Here is a 19,328-nt window from a genome sequence, read left to right on the forward strand (position 1 = left end):
ATTGACCGCTGAGATCCATGACCTCCGGTCCTTCCTGAAGGTCCTTGAGGACGTCGGACAACTGACCCGGATCGACCGTGAGGTCGACCTCCACGACGAGCTCGGTGCCGTCCTGCAGGCCCTGGAGCGGGCCGGGCTGGGGGCCGGCTACTTCAGCCGGGTCAAGGACCGCTCGATGCCGGTCGTCGGCGGCCTTCTGGGCTCCGTCGACCGGATCGCCCTGGCCCTCGGGTGTGCCAAGCCGGAGATCGTCGACCGCATGGGGGCCGCCCTCGACCCGAGGAACGCGATCGAGCCGACCCTCGTCGACTCGGCCCCCTTCCAGACCAACGTCATGCGGAAGGACGTCGACCTCGGGCGCCTGTCCATCCCGAAGCACGCTCCGGGCGACGCCGGTCCGTTCATCACCGGCGGGGTGGTCGTCTCGCGCGACCCCGACGGGACCCGCCAGAATCTGTCCTATCAGAGGATGCAGGTCAAGGGCCCGGATAAGCTCGGACTGATGATCAACGAATGGCGGCACCTCAAGGGGTTCGTCGAGAAGACCGAGGCCCGGGGCCAGGCCCTGCCCTTCGCCGTGGCCATCGGTCTTGACCCGGCCATTTCCATCGCCGCCGGGTGCCGCTACGACGACGATGAGCTGGCCGTCGCCGGGGCCATCCGGGGCCGCCCGGTGCCCGTCGTCAAGGGCCTGACCAGTGACATCCTCGTCCCCGCCGAGGCGGAGATAATCATCGAAGCCGAGATCCCGCCCGGGGTGCGCGAGGATGAGGGCCCGCTGGCCGAGTTCACCGGGCACTACGGGGCCCCCTGGCCGAGTTGGGTCGCCCGGGTCAAGGCCATCCAGTACCGTGACGGGGCCATCTTCCAGACCATCGCCGGGGCCTCCTTCGAGCACGTCAACCTGGGCAACGTCCTACCCCGCGAACCCCTGATCAAGCGGTTCGTCAGCCATGTGGCCAAGAATGTCCGGGCCGTCCACATTCCTCCGTACGGCAGCGGTTTCATGGCCCTGGTGGCGATCGACAAGGTCAATCCCGGGGAGCCCAAGAACGTCGCCCTGGCGGCGATGACCGCCCATGTCAACCTGAAGAACGTGGTCGTCTTCGACGGCGACGTGAACATCTTCGACCCGGCCGACGTCCTCTGGGCCCTGAACACGAGGGTCAAGGCGGACCGCGACGTCTTCGTCGTCCCCTTCGCCCAGGGGCACGAACTCGACCCGACCTCCGACAAGCGCGGCGTCCAGACCAAGCTCGGGATCGACGCCACCCAGAAAGACGAGCGTGGTGAGATTCTCCAGCGAGCCCGCTATCCCGAGATAGACCTGAGCCGTTACCTCAAGTGACCACATCAAAGACTTCCGGGGTGATCAGCGAGATGCCGGTTGAGATCGTTTCCACGGTAAAGCAGTACCTCGGCGCCAGGCGGGGAGACCTGCTCTCCTTCCTCCGCCAGATCATCGCCATCCCCAGCCCGACCGGGAGCGAGGGAGACGTCGCCAAACGGGTCGGCGAAGAGATGACCCGCCTTGGCTACGACGAGGTCTTCGTCGACCAGATTGGGAACGCCGTCGGCCGGATCGGGCACGGACCGATCAAGGTCCTCTTCGACGCTCACATGGACACGGTCGGGGCCGACCAGCCGGGCTGGACGGTCGATCCGTACGCCGGGGTGATCGACGGGGACACCCTCTACGGGCTCGGCTCGTGCGATGACAAGGGGAGCCTGTCCGGGATGGTCTATGGGGCGGCCGCCCTCAAGGCCGCCGGGTTCCCGACCGACCAGGCGTCGATCTACATCGTCGGCGCCGTCGGTGAGGAGAGCTGCGAAGGCCTGGGGGTCGGCCATCTGATCACCAAGGGAGGGATCCGCCCGGACTTCGTCGTCATCGGGGAGTCCTCCAGCTTGGGCGTCCGCCATGGGCACCGGGGCCGGGCCCTGCTTTCCGTGACCTATCAGGGCAAGCCTTGCCACGCCAGCGTCCCGCACCTGGGCGACAACCCACTCGACAAGATCATCCCGCTTCTGGCCGGGGTCAAGCCGCTCAACCAGCGCTTCCTGGAGGACCCGTTCCTCGGCCGGGGCAGCGCCGTGGTCACCAGCGTCGAGGTCAGCTCGGCCTCCCTGAACAGCGTTCCGGCGGCGGCCAGGGTCTATATCGACCGTCGGATGACCATCGGGGAGACGAGGGAGCGGATCCTCGACGAGATCAAGAGCGTCCTGGGCGGCTATGAGGCGACGATCGAGGTCGTCAAGGTCGACCAGCCGAGTTACACCGGCTACCCGCGGGGCGGCGAGGAGTTCTTCCCGCCGTGGGCCCTGCCGGTGGAGCACCCGCTGGTCCAGGCCGGGATCGAGGCTGCCCGGGCGGCCCTCGGCCGGGAGCCGGACGTCGGCCGATGGGATTTCAGCACCGACGGCACCTTCACCGCCGGCGCCGCCAAGATCCCAACCATCGGCTTCGGTCCGGGGGACGGCAAGTGGTGTCATTCCCCGAACGAACAAGTGCCCATCAGCCAGCTCATCACGGCCGCCGGTTTCTATGCCCTGGTACCCTGGGCCCTGGCCCAGTCCCGCCGGGCTTGATCGAGACACTTTGGTCGACGGAAGCGGACAGACCGAGCGAAAAGGAGAGCGACAAATGAAGACGACCCTCACGGGCAAGCACCTCATCCGCCTGCAAGACTGGAGCAACGAAGACATCGAGACGCTGATGCAGATCGCCCTGGAACTGAAGATGAAGAAGGCCCTGAACATCCCGCACCACGTCCTCCGGGACAAGACCCTGTTCATGCTGTTCTTCGAGGAATCGACCCGGACCCGCAACGCCTTCGAGTCGGGGATGACCCAGCTCGGCGGGCACGCCATCTACCTCACCCCGAAGGCCACCCAGATCGACCACGGCGAGACCCCGAAGGACACCATCAAGGTCCTCAGCCGGATGGGTCACGGCATCGGCATCCGCTGGTGCGACCTGGGCAAGGGCAACAAGTACATCTCGGAGATCGCCAAGTGGTCCGACATGCCCGTCTTCAACATGCAGGATGATATGTGGCACCCGACCCAGGGCCTGGCCGACCTGCTGACGATCAAGGAGAAGTTCGGGAACAACCTTCGCGGCCTGAAGTTCGTCTGCTCCTGGACCTTCGCCCCGAAATACGTCCGTCCGCTGTCGATGCCGCAGGAACTGGTCACCCTGATGCCGCGCTTCGGCATGGACGTCACCCTGGCCATCCCGCCGGAGTTCAAGATGCTGCCCGAGGTCATGAAGATGGCCGAGGAGAACGCCAAGAAGGCCGGGGCCAAGTTCGAAGTCGTCAACGACATGGACGAGGCCTTCAAGGACGCCGACATCGTCTACCCGAAGAGCTGGGGCCCGCTGGCCTATACCCGGGACGAGAAAGAGGGCCTGGCCCTCATCGACAAGTACCCGAGCTGGGTGGTCAACGAGAAGCGGATGGAGCTGACCAAGCCGAGCTCGATCTACATGCACTGCATGCCGGCCGACCGCGGGATCGAAGTCACCGACGGGGTCATGGACGGCCCGCATTCGGTCATCTACGACGAAGCCGAGAACCGCCTGCACGCCCACAAGGCGCTGATGGCGGCGACGATGGCCTGAAGCTGATCGGAGAAGGGGCCGCGACTTCTCGCCGCGGCCCCTTCTCTCTGACCCTGATGTCTGGTGGAGACAACATCTGAAGCGGAGAACCGTGCGCGAGGCCTTGAAGGCGGCCGGGTGTCAGGGAGGACGGAGTCGGGCGCAAACCGGAGGGAAGTAACGTCAATGGTCAAGATACTCGGGGTTAGCGGCAGCCCACGGAAGTCCGGAACCGAGTACATGGTCAAGGAAGGCCTCAAAGCGGCCGAAAAGATCGCTGGGGTGACCACCGAGTTCATCGCCCTGAGGGGGAAGAAGATCGGCTTCTGTCTCCATTGTGACCGCTGCCTCCGGAAGGAAGTCCTGTGGTGCCCGGCCCATGAGGAAGACGACATGAAGGAACTCTATCCCAAGATCGCCGAGGCCGACGGGTACATCCTCGGCTCCCCGGTCTACCAGATGAACATGAGCGGGCAGATGCTGACCTTCCTCAACCGCTGGCGCCCGCTCTGGCCGCTGATCAAGGATGGCCACCTGAAGACGCGGGTCGGCGGCGCGCTGGTGGTCGGGGGAACCCGGCACGGCGGTCAGGAGAACGCCCTCGAGGCGATCAACAACTTCTTCATGTGCTTTGGGATGCTCCCGGTCACCGGCGGCCCCTGGGCTTACAACGGGGGCGCCGTCTGGTCCCAGGACAAGAAGGAACAGGGCGTCCGCGACGATGAGGTCGGCCTGGCCACCGTGCGCGCGCTCGGCCGCCGGGTGGGCGAGGTCGCCAGCTTGATCGCCGCCGGCAAGACGATTTACAAGATGTCTCCGACCCTTCAAGGCTGAAGGATCGATCCCGACGCCGTCTCGGGGTGCGTCGATGACTGACGCGCCTCGAGGAGCGCCTGATGGGAGCGGTGGAGGATGTATTCCCTCAAATCCAAGCCCCTGTATTCAAAGGTCCTTGACAGCATCGTGGCGATGATCAACGACGGCGCCTTCTCGCAAGACCTGCTGCCCTCGGAAGACCAGCTCTCCAAGACGCTGGAGGTCAGCCGGGCGACGGTCAGGGAGGCCCTGGCCCGCCTGACCCGGGAAGGGGTCATCACCAAGAAGCAGGGCATCGGGAACTTCATCCACCGGAGCGCCCTGCGGGCCAAAATGCGGACCGACATCTACGCCGACTTCGTCGACCTGCTCGAGAGCGCCGGCCACGTGGTCGAGGTTATCGCCAGCAAGCCCCGGTCGGTCGAGGCCGACCGGGAGACGAGACAGCGCCTGGCGACCGAGGCCGACTTCCCCCTGTGGTCCTTCGACCGCCTCTACCTGGCCGACGGAAAGCCGGCCATCTGGGCGCGCCTCAGCCTGCGGGCCGACCGGGTGAACGACGACCTCAAGGCAGTGGTCAACGAGAGGCGGTTGCGCGACCTGTTGACCGCCGTGGTCGATGGCGGAGTGGCCCACTCGGTCCTCCTCTTCGCGCCGGCCGTCGCCGATCCGGCCATCAATGAGAGACTTCAGGTCCCCCCGGGGACCCCCATGGTCACCTGGGACGAGACTTTCTACGATACCAACGATCGCTGTTTCGGCTTCAGCGTGACGACCTTCAACCCGGCCATCGTCCGCTTGGGGATGTTGCGCAAGTGGGACTGACCCCCGGTGGAGGCCGATCCCGGCCGCCGACGGAGACAAGGCAGACCGAGAAGCGGGAAAGGTGGACAACGATGGGACTCACCGCCTTCATCAACCTGACCACGGGGGTCGTCGACGTCAGGACGAGCGACCCCAAGACCCTCCACGATTTCGTCGGAAGTCGCGGTTACGCCGCGAGACTCCTCTATGACCTGGTCCCGCCGGAGGTCGAGGCTCTCGACCCCCGGAACCACCTGGTCTTCTCGGTCGGGCCGCTGACCGGCACCGCCTGGCCGACTTCGTCGCGCTACACGGTGACCGCCAGGTCGCCCTTGACCAACGGCTACGGTTACGCCAACGGGGCCGGTTTCTTCGGGCCGGAGCTGCGGATGGCCGGCTTCGACGCCCTGGTCGTCACGGGTCGGGCCGACCGGCCCGTTTATCTGCTGGCCGAGGCCGGCCGGGTGGAGATCAGGCCGGCCGGCGACTTATGGGGCCGGACCACCGACGAGGCCGAGAAGATCCTCCGGGAGCGCCATCAGGGCTCACGGGTGGCCTCCATCGGGCCGGCCGGCGAGAACCTGGTCCGCTTCGCCGCGGTGATCAACGACTACGGGCGGGCGGCCGCCCGGTCGGGGATGGGCGCGGTGATGGGGTCCAAGAAGCTCAAGGCGGTCGTCGCCAAGGCGGCCGGGAAGGTCGACGTGCCCAAGGACTTCGCCGTCGTCGCCCGCGAGAAGATGGAGCAGGTCCGCAACCACCCCGGCTCGGACTTCCTCCGGCAGTGGGGGACGGCCGCGCTCATCCGGGGCAAGAACCTCAAGGGCGACCTGCCCTCCCGCAACCATCAGCAGGTCCAATTCCCGGAGGCCTTCCGGGTCGATGCCGAGAGCCTGGCCAAGTTCGTCGTCAAGACGCGCGGCTGCTTCGCCTGCCCGATCCGGTGCGCCCGGGTCAGCCGGGTGGGCGAGGGAGAGACCGCCGTCGAGGTCGAGGGGCCAGAGTATGAGACCATCGACGCTTTCGGGCCGCTGGTCGGCAACGCCGACCTGGAGACGATCATCCGGGCCAACGCCCTCTGCAATTCGCTCGGGCTGGACACGATCTCGACCGGGGTGGTCATCGCCTTCGCCATGGAGTGCCACGAACACGGCCTCCTCGATGATCCCGCCGGGAGCCTCGAGTGGGGCGACAAGACGGCCATCCTGCCCTTGGTCGAGAGGATCGCCCGCCGGCAGGGCCTGGGCGACCTTCTCGCCGAAGGGGTGAAGCGGGCCGCCGAGCGCCTCGGCCACGGCGCCGAACAATACGCCATGCACGTCAAGGGGATGGAGATCCCGCGCCAGGAGCCGCGGGTGGCCAAGGCCTTCGGGCTCGGCCACGCCACCTCCAATCGCGGCGCCGACCATCTCTACGCTATACCGACCATCGACATCGCCGGGTTGCGCGAGACGGCTGAGCGGCTATTCCCGCCGGAATACCTCCCGGAGATCATGAACCTGACGGGGGAGAAGTACAAGGCGGAGATGGTCGTCTTCACCGAAGCCTTTGCGGCCATCGTCGACTCGGTCGGGGTCTGCAAGTTCTCGACCAGCGAGACCTACGCCCTGTATCCCGAGGACCTGGCCGAGGGGCTGTCGGCTCTGGGGCAGGAGTACACCCCGAAGGAACTGGTCGAGGCCGGTGAGCGGATCGTCAACCTGGAACGGATGTTCAACGTTCGGGTCGGCTTCAGCCGGGCCGACGACCGGTTACCAGACCGCTTCACCAAGACCGCGGCCACGGTCTATATCTACCCCGACGGCCGGCAGCTCGAGGCGGATGGGAAACCGGTCGACATGAAGCCCACCGGGGTGGCCAAGGACGGGCTGACCATCGGCCTCGACGCCATGCTCGACCGCTACTACGACCGGCGGGGTTGGACCCGGGACGGGATCCCGACGCCGGACCGGCTGCGGTCCCTCGGCCTGGACGACCTGATCGGCGACCTGCCCCGGGTAAGCTGAAGGAGGGGGCGTGGACTTGACCGAACTGACCATTTTGGGCGGCTACCTGGTGCCCTCGGCGGCCGCCGGACCGAAGAAGGACTGGGGCCTTCACCTTAGCGACGGGGTCATCACCGAAGTCGGCCCCAACGCGACCGTCGAAAGCGCCCACCCGGGCAGCCCCGTCCTGGACGAGCGGGACAAGATCGTCCTCCCGGGCTTCGTCAACACCCACATGCACATGTACGGGCTCCTCTCCCACGGCATCAGCGTGCCCGTGGCCCCGCGGGGGTTCTACCCGTTCCTCGAGGAGTTCTGGTGGCCGTACGTCGAGGACCAGCTCGACCGAGAGTTGATCCGGGATGCCGCCGCACTGGCCTGTGTGGAGATGGTCCGGAGCGGGGTGACCAGCTTCGCCGACATCCTCGAGGCTCCCAACGCCATCCCGGGGGCCCTCGAGGCCGAGCGGGAAGCGGTCGCAGCGGCGGGCCTAAGGGGCATCCTCTCCTTCGAGGCCACCGAGCGGATGGGGGCCGAGAACGGCCGGCTGGGTCTGGCCGAGAACGCCGACTTCGTCCGGCGCCACAACCGCGCCGGGGCGGGCTCGCTGGTCACCGGGATGATCTGCATCCACACCACCTTCACCTGTTCGGTCGACTTCCTGAAGGCGGCCCGCCGCCTGGCCGACGAGCTCAGCTCGGGGATCCAGTTCCACCTGTCGGAGAGCCCCTACGAACCCAGCTGGTGCCTGGAGCATCATGGCCAGCGCCCGGCCGAGCTCTATTCGGAAATCGGCTTCCTCGGCCCGGATGTCCTGGCCTCCCAGTGCGTCCAGCTGAGCGAGGACGAGATGGACCTCCTGGCCAGGCACGGGACGCGGGCTTCGCACATGCCCCTCTCCAACTGTGAGGTCGGCGGGGGAGTCGCCCCCGTGCCCGACCTGCTGGCCCGGGGCGTGACGGTGGGTCTGGGGAGCGACGGGTACATCAACAACTTCTTCGAGGTCATGCGGGGGGCGTTCCTGATCCACAAGGCCTACCGCCGCGACCCGCAGGTCATGCCGGCCGGGACCGTCTTCGACCTGGCCACCGGGCAGGGAGCGCGGGCCCTGGGTCTGGCCGACACGGGGACCCTCGAGGCCGGTAAGGCGGCCGACATTGTCGTGGTTAAAGCCGACCTGCCCAGCCCGGTGAACGCCGGCAACCTCTTCGACCAGCTGGTGCTTTATCGCAATCCGCAGGACGTCGAACTGGTGATGGTCCGCGGCCGGGTGCTCCTGCAGGACGGCCGGTTGACGACGGTCGACGAGGAACGCGTGCGGGCGAGAGGCAGGGAAGCGGCGGCCAGCCTCTGGCGCAAGAAGTGAGTCGGCCCGAGCCGACGAGACGCGAAAGGCAAGCCCATCGCGGCAGAAGACAAACCCGCTGGGGTCGGAGGGAGAGCAACGAGATGGCCGAACTGAGCGTCAACCTGTTGGGAGTCAAGCTGAAGAGTCCATTCATCCTGTCCTCGGGGCCGATGTCCTATTCGGGGGAGGCCCTGATCCGGTCGACCAAGGCTGGTGCCGGCGCGGTCGTCACCAAGACCATCCGCCTGAAGAAGGCCGACAACCCATATCCCCACATGGTCCGGATCGCTCCGGGCACCCTGTTGAACGCCGAGAAGTGGTCAGACATCGAGGCTGATGAATGGATCATGACCGAGATCCCCAAGGCCAAAGCGGCCGGCGTGGTCGTCATCGGCAGCGTCGGGCATACCAAGGAAGAGGCCGAGGCCCTGGTCGGACCGGTGGCCGAGGCCGGCTGCGACCTGATCGAGCTGGTCGCCTACGACGAGGCCTCGATGATCCCGATGATCGAGGCGGCCCGCTCGAAGACGACCCTGCCGATCCTGGCCAAGGTCAGCCCGAACTGGCGGGAACTGCCGAGGGTGGCCGCCGATTGCCGGCGGGCCGGGGCCGACGGGGTCACCGCCGGCGATTCCTTCGGACCGACCCTGCGGTTGGACCTCGACACCGGGCGACCGCTGCTCGGCAGCGACTTCGGCTTCGGCTGGCTGTCCGGGTCGGCCATCCTGCCCATCGCCCTCCGGATGGTGGCCGAGATCGCCCTCGGCCCGGGCGGCCCCATCGTCGGGGTCGGCGGCGTGACCAAGGCCGAAGAGGCCCTGGAGATGCTCTACGCCGGAGCGACGGCGGTCGGCGTGTGCACGGCGGCCATCCTCTTCGGTAACGAGGTCTTCGGTAAGCTCAATGACGGTCTGGCCAAGCTCCTCGACGCGCGCGGACTGGCGGATCCGGCCGCGGCCAGCGGCTTTTCGTTGAAACATCTGAGCCCCGGCGAGCGCCTGCGGAAGCTGGCCTTCTCCTATGACCCCGAGACCTGCACCGATTGTGGCCGTTGCCAGGACTACTGCCCCTACGGCGCGCGGACGGTCAAGCGGCCGAACATGTCCCTCGACGAAGAAGTCTGTCGCCACTGTGGATACTGCGTCTCGATCTGCCCGCCGAAGGCCCTCAAGGCCACCTGGTGATAGTGCGCCTGGGGTGGGCCGGCGCGGCCGGGGCGGCGGGGACCGCACCCGCCCGGGGGTGATGACGGTGGGGGGTGACCACTTGGATCTCGTGATCAAGAGCGGGACCGTGGTGACGGCCGCGGAGATGTTCCGGGCCGACATCGGCATCGCCGACGGGCGCGTCGCCTGCCTGGGCGAGATCTCTTGCCCTCCCGGGGTCCGCGCCATCGACGCGGCTGGGAAGCTGGTCATGCCCGTGGTCATCGACGCCCACGTGCACCTGGAGGACGTCGGGGACAACGGCACCCGCACGGCCGACGACTTCACCAGCGGCACTCGGGCCGCGGCCGCCGGGGGGACGACGACGGTCATCGACTTCGTCAGCCCCGCTCCCGGGGACTCACCATCGGAGGCGGCGGTGCTCCGGCGCCGGCAGGCCGAAGGGAAGGCCGTCATCGATTATGCGCTTCACTGCTGCATCCCCGAGGCCGCCCTGTTCACCCCCGCGGAAGCCATGGCGCTGCTGGCGGAGGGGATCTCCTCAGTCAAGCTCTTCACCGTCTATTCCGGCCTGGCCCTCGATACTCTCTCCCTATACCAGGTCATGCTGCGGGCGGCCGAAGCCGGCCTGACCATCTCGCTCCACGCCGAGACCGGTGAGATCATCGAGCACTACCGGCGGCAGTTCGCCGCCGATGGGAAGAAAGACCCCCAGTATCACGCCTGGAGCCGGCCGTGGTTCTGCGAGCTCGAGGCGGTCGAACGGGCATTGGCCCTCAACGCGGCCGTCGGCGGCCGCCTCTACTTCGTCCACGTGACCACCCGGGCCGCCCTGGAGGCGATCATCCGGGCACGGCGCGAAGGCCAGGCCGTCTGGGCCGAGACCTGCCCGCACTACCTATTCCTGAACGAGTCCGCACTGCGCGCCCCGGACGGCGGCAGGTACGTGATGGCGCCGCCGCTCCGCCGGGCCGACGACTCCGCGGCCCTCTGGTCGGGGCTGGCCGACGGGACTGTCCAGGTGGTTGCCACCGACCACTGCCCGTTCCCGCTCAAGACCAAGGTGGGACGGCCATTCTACGAGGTGCCGAGCGGGGTCGGGTCGATCGAGCTGCTGTTCAACCTGATCCTCTCCGAGGGCGTCCTGGCCCCGGGCGGGCCGCGCCTGACCCCCAGCCGGGTGGCCGCCGTGCTGTCGACCAACCCGGCCCGCTTCTTCGGCCTCTACCCGAGGAAGGGCCACATCGCCCCGGGGGCCGACGCCGACCTGATCGTCGTCGACCCCTTGCGGACCCGGACCGTCCGCGCGGCGGACCTCCACGGTGGGGAGGATCACTCGATCTATGAGGGGGAGACCCTTCGGGGGGCGGTGGGAATGACGATCTCCCGAGGCGAAGTGGTCTACGACCGCGGCAAGATCCTCGGAGAGGCCGGCCGCGGCCGCTATATCCATCGCCCGGTCGCGGGATGGGACCGGGCGGGGGGGGCCAGGACCTGATGCGCATCACCGTCCGCTACTACGGCTTCCTTCAGGTCCTGACCGGATTGACGGAAGAGGTCTTCGACCAACCGTCCCTCGGCCCGACGAACAGCTTGGGTGAGTTGATCGAGACGATCGCCGAACGTCGCCCGACCCTGCGCGAGGTGTGCCCGGTGGGACCGGCCATCGACCGGAACCTCCTGGTCTTCCGGAACCGCGGGCGAGTGGCGGGCAGCGATTTACGCGGAGTGACCGTGGCCGACGGGGACGTGATCGACCTTGTGCCTCCGTTGGGAGGGGGCTGCGCCGAATGAAGGAAAAGGTTGTGGAGCTGGCTAAGGAGCTCGTGCGGGCGCCCAGTCCGAGCGGTGGAGAGGGTCGCGCGGCCGAGGTGGTCGCCGGGGCCATGCGGTCCCTGGGCTATGACCAGGTCGACTTGGATGACATGGGCAATGTCGTCGGGCGGGTCTTCGGCACGGCCGGGCTCCGGGAGGGCGCCGTCCTCTTCGACGGCCACCTCGACACGGTCGGCGTGGCCGAACCCCAGGCCTGGAGGTACCCGCCCTTCGCGGGGGCCGTCGACGGTGGCCGGCTCTACGGCCGGGGGGCCGCCGACATGAAGGGGGCCATCGCCGCCATGGTCGTGGCGGCGGGGGCCGTGGCCGCCGGCGGGCGTCCCCCGGCCGATATTGTCGTCTGCGCGACGGTGGCCGAGGAGGTCATCGAAGGTCCTGCCCTGGAGTATGTAGCCGCCCGCGTGAGACCGGCCGTGGTCGTCGTCGGCGAGGCCACCGACCTCCAGCTGAGCATCGGGGGCCGCGGGCGGGGCGAGATCGTCGTCGAGACCATCGGCGTCCCGGCCCACTCGTCGACCCCGACGGTCGGGGTGAACGCGATCGGCGAGATGATGGCGGTCCTGGCCGAGGTCCGCCGGATGGCGTTGCCCACCGACGACTGGTTGGGACCGGCGATCATGGAGCCGACGGACATCGTTTCCGACCCGTACCCGGGGATGTCGGTGATCCCGTCGCGCTGCCGGGTGACCTTCGACCGGCGGCTGATGGTCGGGGAGACCCCCGAGGGGGTCCTGGCTTCGCTCGAGGCGGTCTTCGAGGCCATCCGCCGGCGGGAGCCCAACTTTGCGGGCCGGGCCAGGGTGGCCGAGGCCGAGTTCACGACCTACGGGGGACGGACCATCAGGGCCCCGAAGTTCGCCCCGGCCTGGATACGGCCGTTCGACGACGCTTGGGTGGTCGCCGCTCGCAGGGGGCTGCGTTCGGCCAGGTTGGAAGCGCCCCTGGGCAGGTACGCCTTTTGCACTAACGGCAGCGGCACGGCCGGCCGGATGGGCCTTCCCACCCTGGGCTTCGGGCCGGGCCAGGAGAAGTCGGCCCACACCATCGACGAGAGCATCACCCTGGCCGAGCTGACGGCGGCCGTCGAGGGATACTACGGAATGGCCTTGGCCCTGTCGGCCAAGGCTGGTCCGGGGTAGCCTTGGGCCCCCCAGGGAAGGAAATCCAAAACCCTTTGTAGAAAGCAAATAATCGACCAATTAGCGACAAGCTTCAGATGAACCGGAGGACGTCATCGTGGAACTGGTTTGCACCCTCTGCGGCCGGACCTATGAGGCCGCGCCCGACGCCAAGACCTGCCCCGAGTGCGGGGTTGAGGGCATCCTCGACGTGGTCTACGACTACGAGCAGGTCCGCCGGGAGCTGACCCGTGAATCCCTGGCCCGAAACCCCGAGCGCACGATGTGGCGCTACCTGCCACTGTTGCCGGTCGATCCGGCGACCCGCCGGCCGAACCTCAGGCTCGGTTGGAGCCCGCTCTACCGGGAGGATCGCTACGCCAGGGCCATCGGTCTCGAGAACGTCTACGTCAAGGATGACGGCCAGAACCCGACGGCCTCCCTGAAGGACCGGGCCTCGGCCGTGGGCGTGGTCATGGCGATCGAGGCCGGGGCCGAGGTCATCGCCTGCTCGTCGACGGGCAACGCCGGTTCATCCCTGGCCGGCAACGCCACGGCGGCCGGGCTCAAGAGCGTCATCTTCGTCCCGGAGCGGGCCCCCCAGGGGAAGCTGGCCCAACTCCTCCTGTTCGGGGCGACGGTGGTCATGGTCAAGGGCGATTACGAGGCCGCCTTCAGGCTGTCGGCCGAGGCCATCGCCAAGTGGGGCTGGTACAACCGGAACGCCGCCCTCAACCCATACCTGGTCGAGGGGAAGAAGACGGTCTCCCTGGAGATCGCCGAGCAATTGGGCTGGGAGGCCCCCGACTGGGTGGCGGTCTCCGTCGGCGACGGCTGCACGGTGGCCGGGGTCGGCAAGGGCTTCGTGGAGCTGCACCGGATCGGCCTGATCGACCGCGTCCCCAGGATCCTGGGGGTCCAGGCCGAGGGCTGCGCCCCCTTGTACCGAGCCTACCGGGCGGGGGGCGAGCGCTTCGCCCCGGAGCCCGAGAACACCCTGGCCGACAGCATTGCCGTGGGCGTGCCGCGCAATCCGGTCAAAGCCCTCAGGGCCGTGCGCCAGGCGCGGGGCGAGATGATCACGGTGACCGATGAAGAGATCCTGGCGGCCATGCGGACGCTCGGCCGCCATGCTGGAGTGCTGGCCGAACCGGCGGCCGCGGCGTCTTTCGCCGGCCTGGCCAAGGCGGCCGCCGTGGGGATGGTAAAGCCCAGTGAAATCGCCGTTGGCATCGTTACCGGAAACGGCCTCAAGGATGTGGCCAACAGCCTCAAGGCGGCCGGCGAGCCGATCCACATCGAACCCGACCTGGCTCAGCTGGAGCGAGCCCTGGCGAGGCGGGCATGAAGCGAGACAAGGGGTCGCCCCGCCGGCGCGGTTGGCAGCGACCTTAGCGGACTTCTTATCGATCTTGGCCCACAGTCTTGAAACCTAGCGTCGACTCTCGAGGAGGCAGCGAAAATGGCAAAGTACGTCTACGGTCCAACCTTCGACGAAATGCTCCATCCCGAGCGGATCCCGGGGGACATCCGGAAGAAAGCCCAGAAAGCCCTCAGGGAAGACCCCCTCGACCCGATCAACCTCTTCAACATCACCTGGAAGGACCCCGAGAACAAGGCCCGCTGCATCGTCCTTGAGAAGGCCTTGACCGGCGTAGACGCCAACATCGTCGTTCTTTATGGCAAGGAGTTCCCCACCGGCAGCCACAAGGTCGGTCCGACCTACTCGGTGGCCATGGAGAAGCAACTCCACAAGGAGATCGTGCCGGGGGCCCACACCCTCGTCTGGCCTTCCACGGGCAACTACGGCATCGGCGGGGCTTGGGTCGGTCCCAGGCTAGGCTACAAGTCCGTCGTCGTCCTCCCCGAGATGATGAGCCAGGAGCGGTTTGACCGGATCAAATCGTATGGGGCGACGTACATCGCCACGCCGGGCTGCGAGTCGAACGTCAAGGAGATCTACGACGCCTGCAAAGAGCTGGCCAAGCAGGGTGAGATCAGGGTCCTCAACCAGTTCGAGGCGATGGCCAACTACCGCTTCCACTACTACGTCACCGGGAACAGCGTGGCCGAAGCCCTCGAAGACCTGAAGGCCCAAGGTGTCGGCGACGGTCGGCCGGCTGCCTTCGTCTCGGCGATGGGCTCGGCCGGGACGATCGCCGCCGGTGATCGCTTGAAGCAGATCAACAGCGACTGCAAGATCGTCGGCCTGGAGCCGGTGCAGTGCCCGACCCTCTTCGAGAACGGCTATGGGGGGCACGACATCCAGGGGATCGGCGACAAGCACGTCACCTGGATTCACAACGTCCTCAACATGGACGCCGTGATGTGCATCGACGACCTCGAGTCGAAGAAGGGGCTGCAACTGTTCACCGAGCCGGCCGGCCGGGAGTACCTTGTGGATCAGGCCGGCGTAACCCCGGAGCAGGCTTCCAAGCTGTCGACCTACTTTGGCATCTCGGGCATCTGCAACGTCCTGGGGGCCATCAAGACGGCCAAGTACTACGCGCTTGGACCCGACGACAACGTGGTCACTATCGCCACTGACAGCATCGACCGCTACCCATCGGTGATGGCCGAGATGGCCAAGAACTACGGGGCGATCACCCGGCCGCGGGCGGCCGCCTATTTCGAGTCGATCTTCCATGGGGCCAAGCTCGATTGGATTCAGGAAGGTGACCGGTTGAACCGGCAGCGCTGGTTCAACCTGAAGTACTACACCTGGGTCGAACAGCAGGGCAAGACGGTCGACGAGTTGAATGCTCAGCGGAGCCAGGAGTGGTGGCGCGACCACCAGGAGCGGGTGACCGTCTTCGACCAGCTCCTCCGAGAGGCTCGGGGCTTCTGACTCTAATCGCGGCAGCAATCCCGGCCTCCCGAGAGAGACCGGAGATGGGGAGGAATTTCACCAGATGGATCGCTACAGTCAAAAAGGTCTTCGGGCCGTCGACCCTGAGGTCGCCCTGGCCATCGAGAACGAGCTTACCCGGCAACGCGAGGGGCTTGAACTGATTGCCTCGGAGAACTACGCCCCGGCCGAAGTGATGTGGGCTCAGGGCTCGGTGATGACCAACAAGTACGCCGAGGGTCTGCCGGCCGCCCGCTATTACGGCGGCTGCGAGTATGTCGACGTCGTCGAGAACCTCGCCCGTGACCGGGCCAAGAAGCTCTTCGGGGCCGACCATGCCAACGTTCAGCCGCACTCAGGGGCTCAGGCCAACACCTCGGTCTACTTCGCCATGCTGAAGCCGGGGGATACGGTCCTGGGCATGGACCTCTCCCATGGCGGGCACCTGACCCACGGCCATCCGCTCAACCTGTCGGGCAAGTACTTCAACTTCATCCCTTACGGGGTCCGGCGGGACACCGAGACCATCGACTATGAGCAGCTGGCCAGACTGGCTGCGGAGCACCGCCCGAAGCTGATCGTCGCCGGGGCCAGCGCCTATCCGCGGGTCATCGAATTTGCCCGGATCGCCGAGATCGCCAAGGGTGTCGGGGCCCTGTTCATGGTGGACATGGCCCACATCGCCGGCTTGGTGGCGACCGGGGTTCATCCCTCGCCGGTGCCGTACGCCGACTTCGTCACCACGACCACTCACAAGACCCTGCGCGGACCGCGCGGCGGGCTCATCCTCTGCCGGGCGCAGTACGCCGAGGCCATCGACAAGGCCGTCTTCCCAGGCATCCAGGGCGGCCCGCTGATGCATGTCATCGCCGCCAAGGCCGTCTCCTTCGGCCTCGATCTCCGGGCCGACTTCGTGGATTACCAGAAACAGGTGGTCAAGAACGCCCAGGCGATGGCCGCGACGATGGTCGAGGAAGGCTTCCGGCTGGTCTCCGGCGGTACCGACAACCACCTCATCCTGGTCGACGTGGGCGTCCGCGACCTTACCGGCAAGAAGGCCGAGACGATGCTGGGGGAAGCGGCGATCACGGTGAACAAGAACACCATCCCCTACGACACCAGGGGAGCCAAGTCGGCCAGCGGCATCCGAGTCGGGACGCCGGCCGTGACCACCCGCGGGATGAAGGAGAAAGAGATGAAGGCCATCGGCCGGCTGATGGGCGACGTGCTCCTGCGCGGGGCCGCGCCGGCGGAAGTCCGCCAGAAGGTCCTCGAGCTATGCCAAGCCTTCCCGCTATACGAGGGGCTGCCGGTCTGACGCGACCGGGCTCGGGCGGCCGGCCTGAGGTTGACGACCTGAGGCCGGGGCCACGATCGGGTCCGGCCACCAACAAGACATAGAACCGGAGGTTACAACTCGTGGTCGACCTTCACCAAAGCCGCAACGAGACGATAGTCGTCGCCTTGGGTGGCAATGCTATTCTCCAGCCCGGTCAGGCCGGCTCGGCCGAAGAGCAGTTGGCCAACGTCGATCGGACCTGCCGGCAGATCGCCAGGATGATCCAGGCCGGCTACCGGGTGGTCGTCACCCATGGGAACGGCCCGCAGGTCGGCAACATCCTGATCCAGAACGCCGAAGCCGCCAAGATGGTCCCGGCCCTGCCGATGGACATGTGCGGCGCCGAGAGTCAGGGGCTCATCGGGTACATGATGCAGAACCGGCTTCAGGCGGCCATGGCCGACCTCGGGCTGACCACGCCGGTGGCGACCATCGTCACCCAGACGGTGGTCGCCCCGAGCGACCCGGCCTTTCAGAAACCGACGAAGCCGGTCGGTCCCTTCTACACCGAGGCCAAAGCCAGGAAGGCCATGGCGGAGAAGGGGGAGACCTGGATCGAAGACGCCGGGCGCGGGTGGCGTCGGGTCGTGCCGTCGCCCGACCCGGTTCGCATCGTCGAAGAGCCGGCCATCAAGACGATGAGCGAGGCCGGGATGGTCGTCATCTGCGTGGGCGGGGGCGGCATCCCGGTGATCGAGGAAGGGTCGCACTATCGCGGGGTCGAGGCGGTTATCGACAAGGACCTCGGTGGTGCCCGGCTGGGCCTAAATGTCAGGGCCGACATCTTCATGATCCTGACCGACGTCCGCAAGGTGGCCATCAACTACAAGACGCCGCAGCAGGCTAACCTGGACCGGCTGACGGTCAAGGAATTGCGCCGGTACCAGGCCGAGGGGCACTTCAAGGCCGGCAGCATGGGCCCGAAGGTCGAAGCCTGCCGGCGGTTCGTCGCCGGCGGCGGCCGGCGGGCGGTCATCGCCTCGCTGGACGAGGCCCTCGAGGCCTTGAACGGCGGGGCCGGGACGCAGATCGTCGAATCCACGGAGGCCAGTCTGGCGGGGTCGACCTAGGCCTCATGAGCAGTTCACCGGAATCGGATCCTTCAGAAGGAAAGGAAACGAGGCCGATCGCCGTCAGGCGGTCGGCCTCGTTTTGATTGTCGCTGTGACGTCAACCCGCGGGGTGGGGGATGATGACGACATGACCGCGGCGGTGGCGAACACCCCGACGGCGGTAAGCCAGAGGGGCAGTTGGCGACGATAGCGCCAGACCAAGGCCCCGAAATCGGCATAGTTGAGGCCGGCCAGGACGCCGAAGATGAAGGAGGGCAGATATGAGGGGAAGAGCCTAGAAGACCATCAGGGCCGGATAGCCCAGACTGATGGCGGCCACCGACCAGGCCAGGCGCTTGCCCTGGGGGACGGAACCGGCCGGGTCGAGGTCGCGGAAGTAACCGACGGTGTGAAGGAGGACCACGGCCATGGCCGTCAACGCCCGGATGAGGCCGATCTCGTCCAGACGACCGCGCCGTCTCTCTTTCGCGCGGCGTCGGTCGGCGTTGTCGTCATGGCTATCGTGCCTCCTTTCTTGGAGAATGCTTCGGGTAACGTACCAACGAGGCCATTATGGGCCGTTGGCCGGAAACGTTGGGTTAACTGGCGATTAACAAACCTGATTGACGGCTAGCCAAATTCTGGTCCAGACGAGACCGGCCCAACGACCGCAAGGATGACCGGGGCAACCGCGGGGCGTCCAGGCCGTCCGGCGGGGCAGCCCCCGCCAGCCTGCAGGAGCCGGTCAGAGGAGCGTAGAAACATGCTTGGCCGGGACTCCTCTGCGGGGGGGCCCGCAGCCGGTCACAACTGAGGTGAGCTGATGGTGCGTTTCCTGGCCTTGGACCAAGGGCAGGTAGTCATGGGAGCCGATTGGCAAGCCCTGTCGGATGTCCGTCAGGCTGGGGCCGAGGCCCTCTGGGTAGATCTTGTGTCCCCCTCGGAAGAGGATCTCGAGACGATAGGGGCGGCCTTCGGGTTCCACCCCCTGACCCTGGACGACTGCCGTGACCGGCAGCACCGGGCCAAGGTCCGGGAGTTCGAGGGCCACTTCTTCGCCATCCTCAACGCGGTCGGCCGCCGGCAGAACGGGGAGCGGTTGGTCATCTCGGCCACCGAGATCGACTTCTTTGTCGGTCAAAACTACGTCGTCTCGGTCCACCGGGACCAAGTCGGGGCCATCGACACCTTCTGGGGGCAGGCCAAGCGGGCCGAGGTCTTGCGGCAAGGGGCCGATTTCCTCTTCTACTACCTCTGCGACCTTATCGTCGACGAGCATTTCCCGATCCTCGACCGGATCGATGGGCTCCTAGACAAGCTGGAGGCGCGCGCCTTCAGCCAACCAGATCAGGCGGTCCTGAAGGAACTGTTCCACCTGAAGCGGCAACTGATCCACCTTCGCCGGATCCTCG

At 67.0% G+C, this 19,328-nt stretch carries 17 protein-coding genes; 16 read left to right on the top strand and 1 reads right to left on the bottom strand.

Annotated elements, in window-relative coordinates:
• The first annotated feature begins 1 nt into the window (after position 1).
• The 15 genes from VGL40_15935 (at position 2) to arcC (ending at position 17,934) form a co-directional block, all read left to right on the top strand.
• The gene (locus tag VGL40_15935; GenBank protein HEY3316755.1) at positions 2 to 1,348 is read left to right on the top strand and encodes a UbiD family decarboxylase; all 1,347 of its coding nucleotides are present in this window, start codon (positions 2 to 4) and stop codon (positions 1,346 to 1,348) included.
• Between the two features lie 32 nt (positions 1,349 to 1,380).
• Positions 1,381 to 2,589: a YgeY family selenium metabolism-linked hydrolase gene (locus VGL40_15940; protein ID HEY3316756.1), complete on the top strand. Its 1,209-nt coding sequence runs from the start codon at positions 1,381 to 1,383 to the stop codon at positions 2,587 to 2,589.
• Between the two features lie 55 nt (positions 2,590 to 2,644).
• The gene (argF, locus tag VGL40_15945) at positions 2,645 to 3,625 is read left to right on the top strand and encodes an ornithine carbamoyltransferase (protein ID HEY3316757.1); all 981 of its coding nucleotides are present in this window, start codon (positions 2,645 to 2,647) and stop codon (positions 3,623 to 3,625) included.
• A 165-nt stretch (positions 3,626 to 3,790) separates the two neighbouring features.
• Positions 3,791 to 4,438, top strand: a complete 648-nt coding sequence (locus VGL40_15950; GenBank protein HEY3316758.1) for a flavodoxin family protein — start codon at positions 3,791 to 3,793, stop codon at positions 4,436 to 4,438.
• 78 nt (positions 4,439 to 4,516) lie between these two features.
• Positions 4,517 to 5,245: a GntR family transcriptional regulator gene (locus VGL40_15955; GenBank protein HEY3316759.1), complete on the top strand. Its 729-nt coding sequence runs from the start codon at positions 4,517 to 4,519 to the stop codon at positions 5,243 to 5,245.
• A gap of 71 nt (positions 5,246 to 5,316) precedes the next feature.
• Positions 5,317 to 7,230, top strand: a complete 1,914-nt coding sequence (locus tag VGL40_15960; protein HEY3316760.1) for an aldehyde ferredoxin oxidoreductase family protein — start codon at positions 5,317 to 5,319, stop codon at positions 7,228 to 7,230.
• A gap of 16 nt (positions 7,231 to 7,246) precedes the next feature.
• Positions 7,247 to 8,575: an amidohydrolase family protein gene (locus VGL40_15965; GenBank protein HEY3316761.1), complete on the top strand. Its 1,329-nt coding sequence runs from the start codon at positions 7,247 to 7,249 to the stop codon at positions 8,573 to 8,575.
• Between the two features lie 83 nt (positions 8,576 to 8,658).
• On the top strand, positions 8,659 to 9,741 hold the full coding sequence (locus VGL40_15970) for a 4Fe-4S binding protein (protein ID HEY3316762.1): 1,083 nt from the start codon (positions 8,659 to 8,661) through the stop codon (positions 9,739 to 9,741).
• Positions 9,742 to 9,832: 91 nt separating this feature from the next.
• Positions 9,833 to 11,221 (top strand): dihydropyrimidinase, encoded by a 1,389-nt coding sequence (gene hydA, locus VGL40_15975; GenBank protein HEY3316763.1) that lies wholly within the window; start codon positions 9,833 to 9,835, stop codon positions 11,219 to 11,221.
• Positions 11,221 to 11,517, top strand: coding sequence for a MoaD/ThiS family protein (locus VGL40_15980; GenBank protein HEY3316764.1), 297 nt, complete (start codon positions 11,221 to 11,223; stop codon positions 11,515 to 11,517). The genes hydA and VGL40_15980 overlap by 1 nt, the downstream gene beginning before the upstream one ends.
• Positions 11,514 to 12,698, top strand: a complete 1,185-nt coding sequence (locus VGL40_15985; GenBank protein ID HEY3316765.1) for a YgeY family selenium metabolism-linked hydrolase — start codon at positions 11,514 to 11,516, stop codon at positions 12,696 to 12,698. Before VGL40_15980 ends, VGL40_15985 begins: the two co-directional genes overlap by 4 nt.
• A 94-nt stretch (positions 12,699 to 12,792) precedes the next feature.
• Complete coding sequence (locus VGL40_15990) at positions 12,793 to 14,025, top strand: threonine synthase (GenBank protein HEY3316766.1); 1,233 nt, start codon at positions 12,793 to 12,795, stop codon at positions 14,023 to 14,025.
• 114 nt (positions 14,026 to 14,139) lie between these two features.
• Positions 14,140 to 15,525, top strand: coding sequence for a pyridoxal-phosphate dependent enzyme (locus VGL40_15995; protein HEY3316767.1), 1,386 nt, complete (start codon positions 14,140 to 14,142; stop codon positions 15,523 to 15,525).
• Positions 15,526 to 15,589: 64 nt separating this feature from the next.
• On the top strand, positions 15,590 to 16,843 hold the full coding sequence (glyA, locus tag VGL40_16000; GenBank protein ID HEY3316768.1) for a serine hydroxymethyltransferase: 1,254 nt from the start codon (positions 15,590 to 15,592) through the stop codon (positions 16,841 to 16,843).
• Positions 16,844 to 16,944: 101 nt separating this feature from the next.
• On the top strand, positions 16,945 to 17,934 hold the full coding sequence (arcC, locus tag VGL40_16005; protein HEY3316769.1) for a carbamate kinase: 990 nt from the start codon (positions 16,945 to 16,947) through the stop codon (positions 17,932 to 17,934).
• 277 nt (positions 17,935 to 18,211) lie between these two features.
• Here the strand turns inward: arcC and VGL40_16010 are convergent, their stop codons facing one another.
• On the bottom strand, positions 18,212 to 18,346 hold the full coding sequence (locus tag VGL40_16010; protein ID HEY3316770.1) for a hypothetical protein: 135 nt from the start codon (positions 18,344 to 18,346) through the stop codon (positions 18,212 to 18,214).
• 393 nt (positions 18,347 to 18,739) lie between these two features.
• On the opposite strand from VGL40_16010, the gene VGL40_16015 reads away from it, so the two are divergent.
• The coding region (locus tag VGL40_16015; GenBank protein ID HEY3316771.1) for a CorA family divalent cation transporter at positions 18,740 to 19,328 on the top strand (589 nt) is incomplete at its 3' end.

Source organism: Bacillota bacterium (assembly GCA_036504675.1).
GTDB lineage: Bacteria > Bacillota > Sulfobacillia > JAJYWN01 > JAJZPE01 > DASXUT01.

What these genes read in the sequence shown, in the direction of transcription:
- VGL40_15955 (HEY3316759.1), top strand. Translation starts at nt 4,517, where the DNA reads ATGTATTCCCTCAAATCCAAGCCCCTGTATTCAAAGGTCCTTGACAGC.
- VGL40_15985 (HEY3316765.1), top strand. Translation starts at nt 11,514, where the DNA reads ATGAAGGAAAAGGTTGTGGAGCTGGCTAAGGAGCTCGTGCGGGCGCCC.
- argF (HEY3316757.1), top strand. Translation starts at nt 2,645, where the DNA reads ATGAAGACGACCCTCACGGGCAAGCACCTCATCCGCCTGCAAGACTGG.
- VGL40_15960 (HEY3316760.1), top strand. Translation starts at nt 5,317, where the DNA reads ATGGGACTCACCGCCTTCATCAACCTGACCACGGGGGTCGTCGACGTC.
- VGL40_15950 (HEY3316758.1), top strand. Translation starts at nt 3,791, where the DNA reads ATGGTCAAGATACTCGGGGTTAGCGGCAGCCCACGGAAGTCCGGAACC.
- VGL40_15980 (HEY3316764.1), top strand. Translation starts at nt 11,221, where the DNA reads ATGCGCATCACCGTCCGCTACTACGGCTTCCTTCAGGTCCTGACCGGA.
- VGL40_15970 (HEY3316762.1), top strand. Translation starts at nt 8,659, where the DNA reads ATGGCCGAACTGAGCGTCAACCTGTTGGGAGTCAAGCTGAAGAGTCCA.
- glyA (HEY3316768.1), top strand. Translation starts at nt 15,590, where the DNA reads ATGGATCGCTACAGTCAAAAAGGTCTTCGGGCCGTCGACCCTGAGGTC.
- VGL40_15995 (HEY3316767.1), top strand. Translation starts at nt 14,140, where the DNA reads ATGGCAAAGTACGTCTACGGTCCAACCTTCGACGAAATGCTCCATCCC.
- VGL40_15940 (HEY3316756.1), top strand. Translation starts at nt 1,381, where the DNA reads ATGCCGGTTGAGATCGTTTCCACGGTAAAGCAGTACCTCGGCGCCAGG.
- VGL40_16010 (HEY3316770.1), bottom strand. Translation starts at nt 18,346, where the DNA reads ATGGCCGTGGTCCTCCTTCACACCGTCGGTTACTTCCGCGACCTCGAC.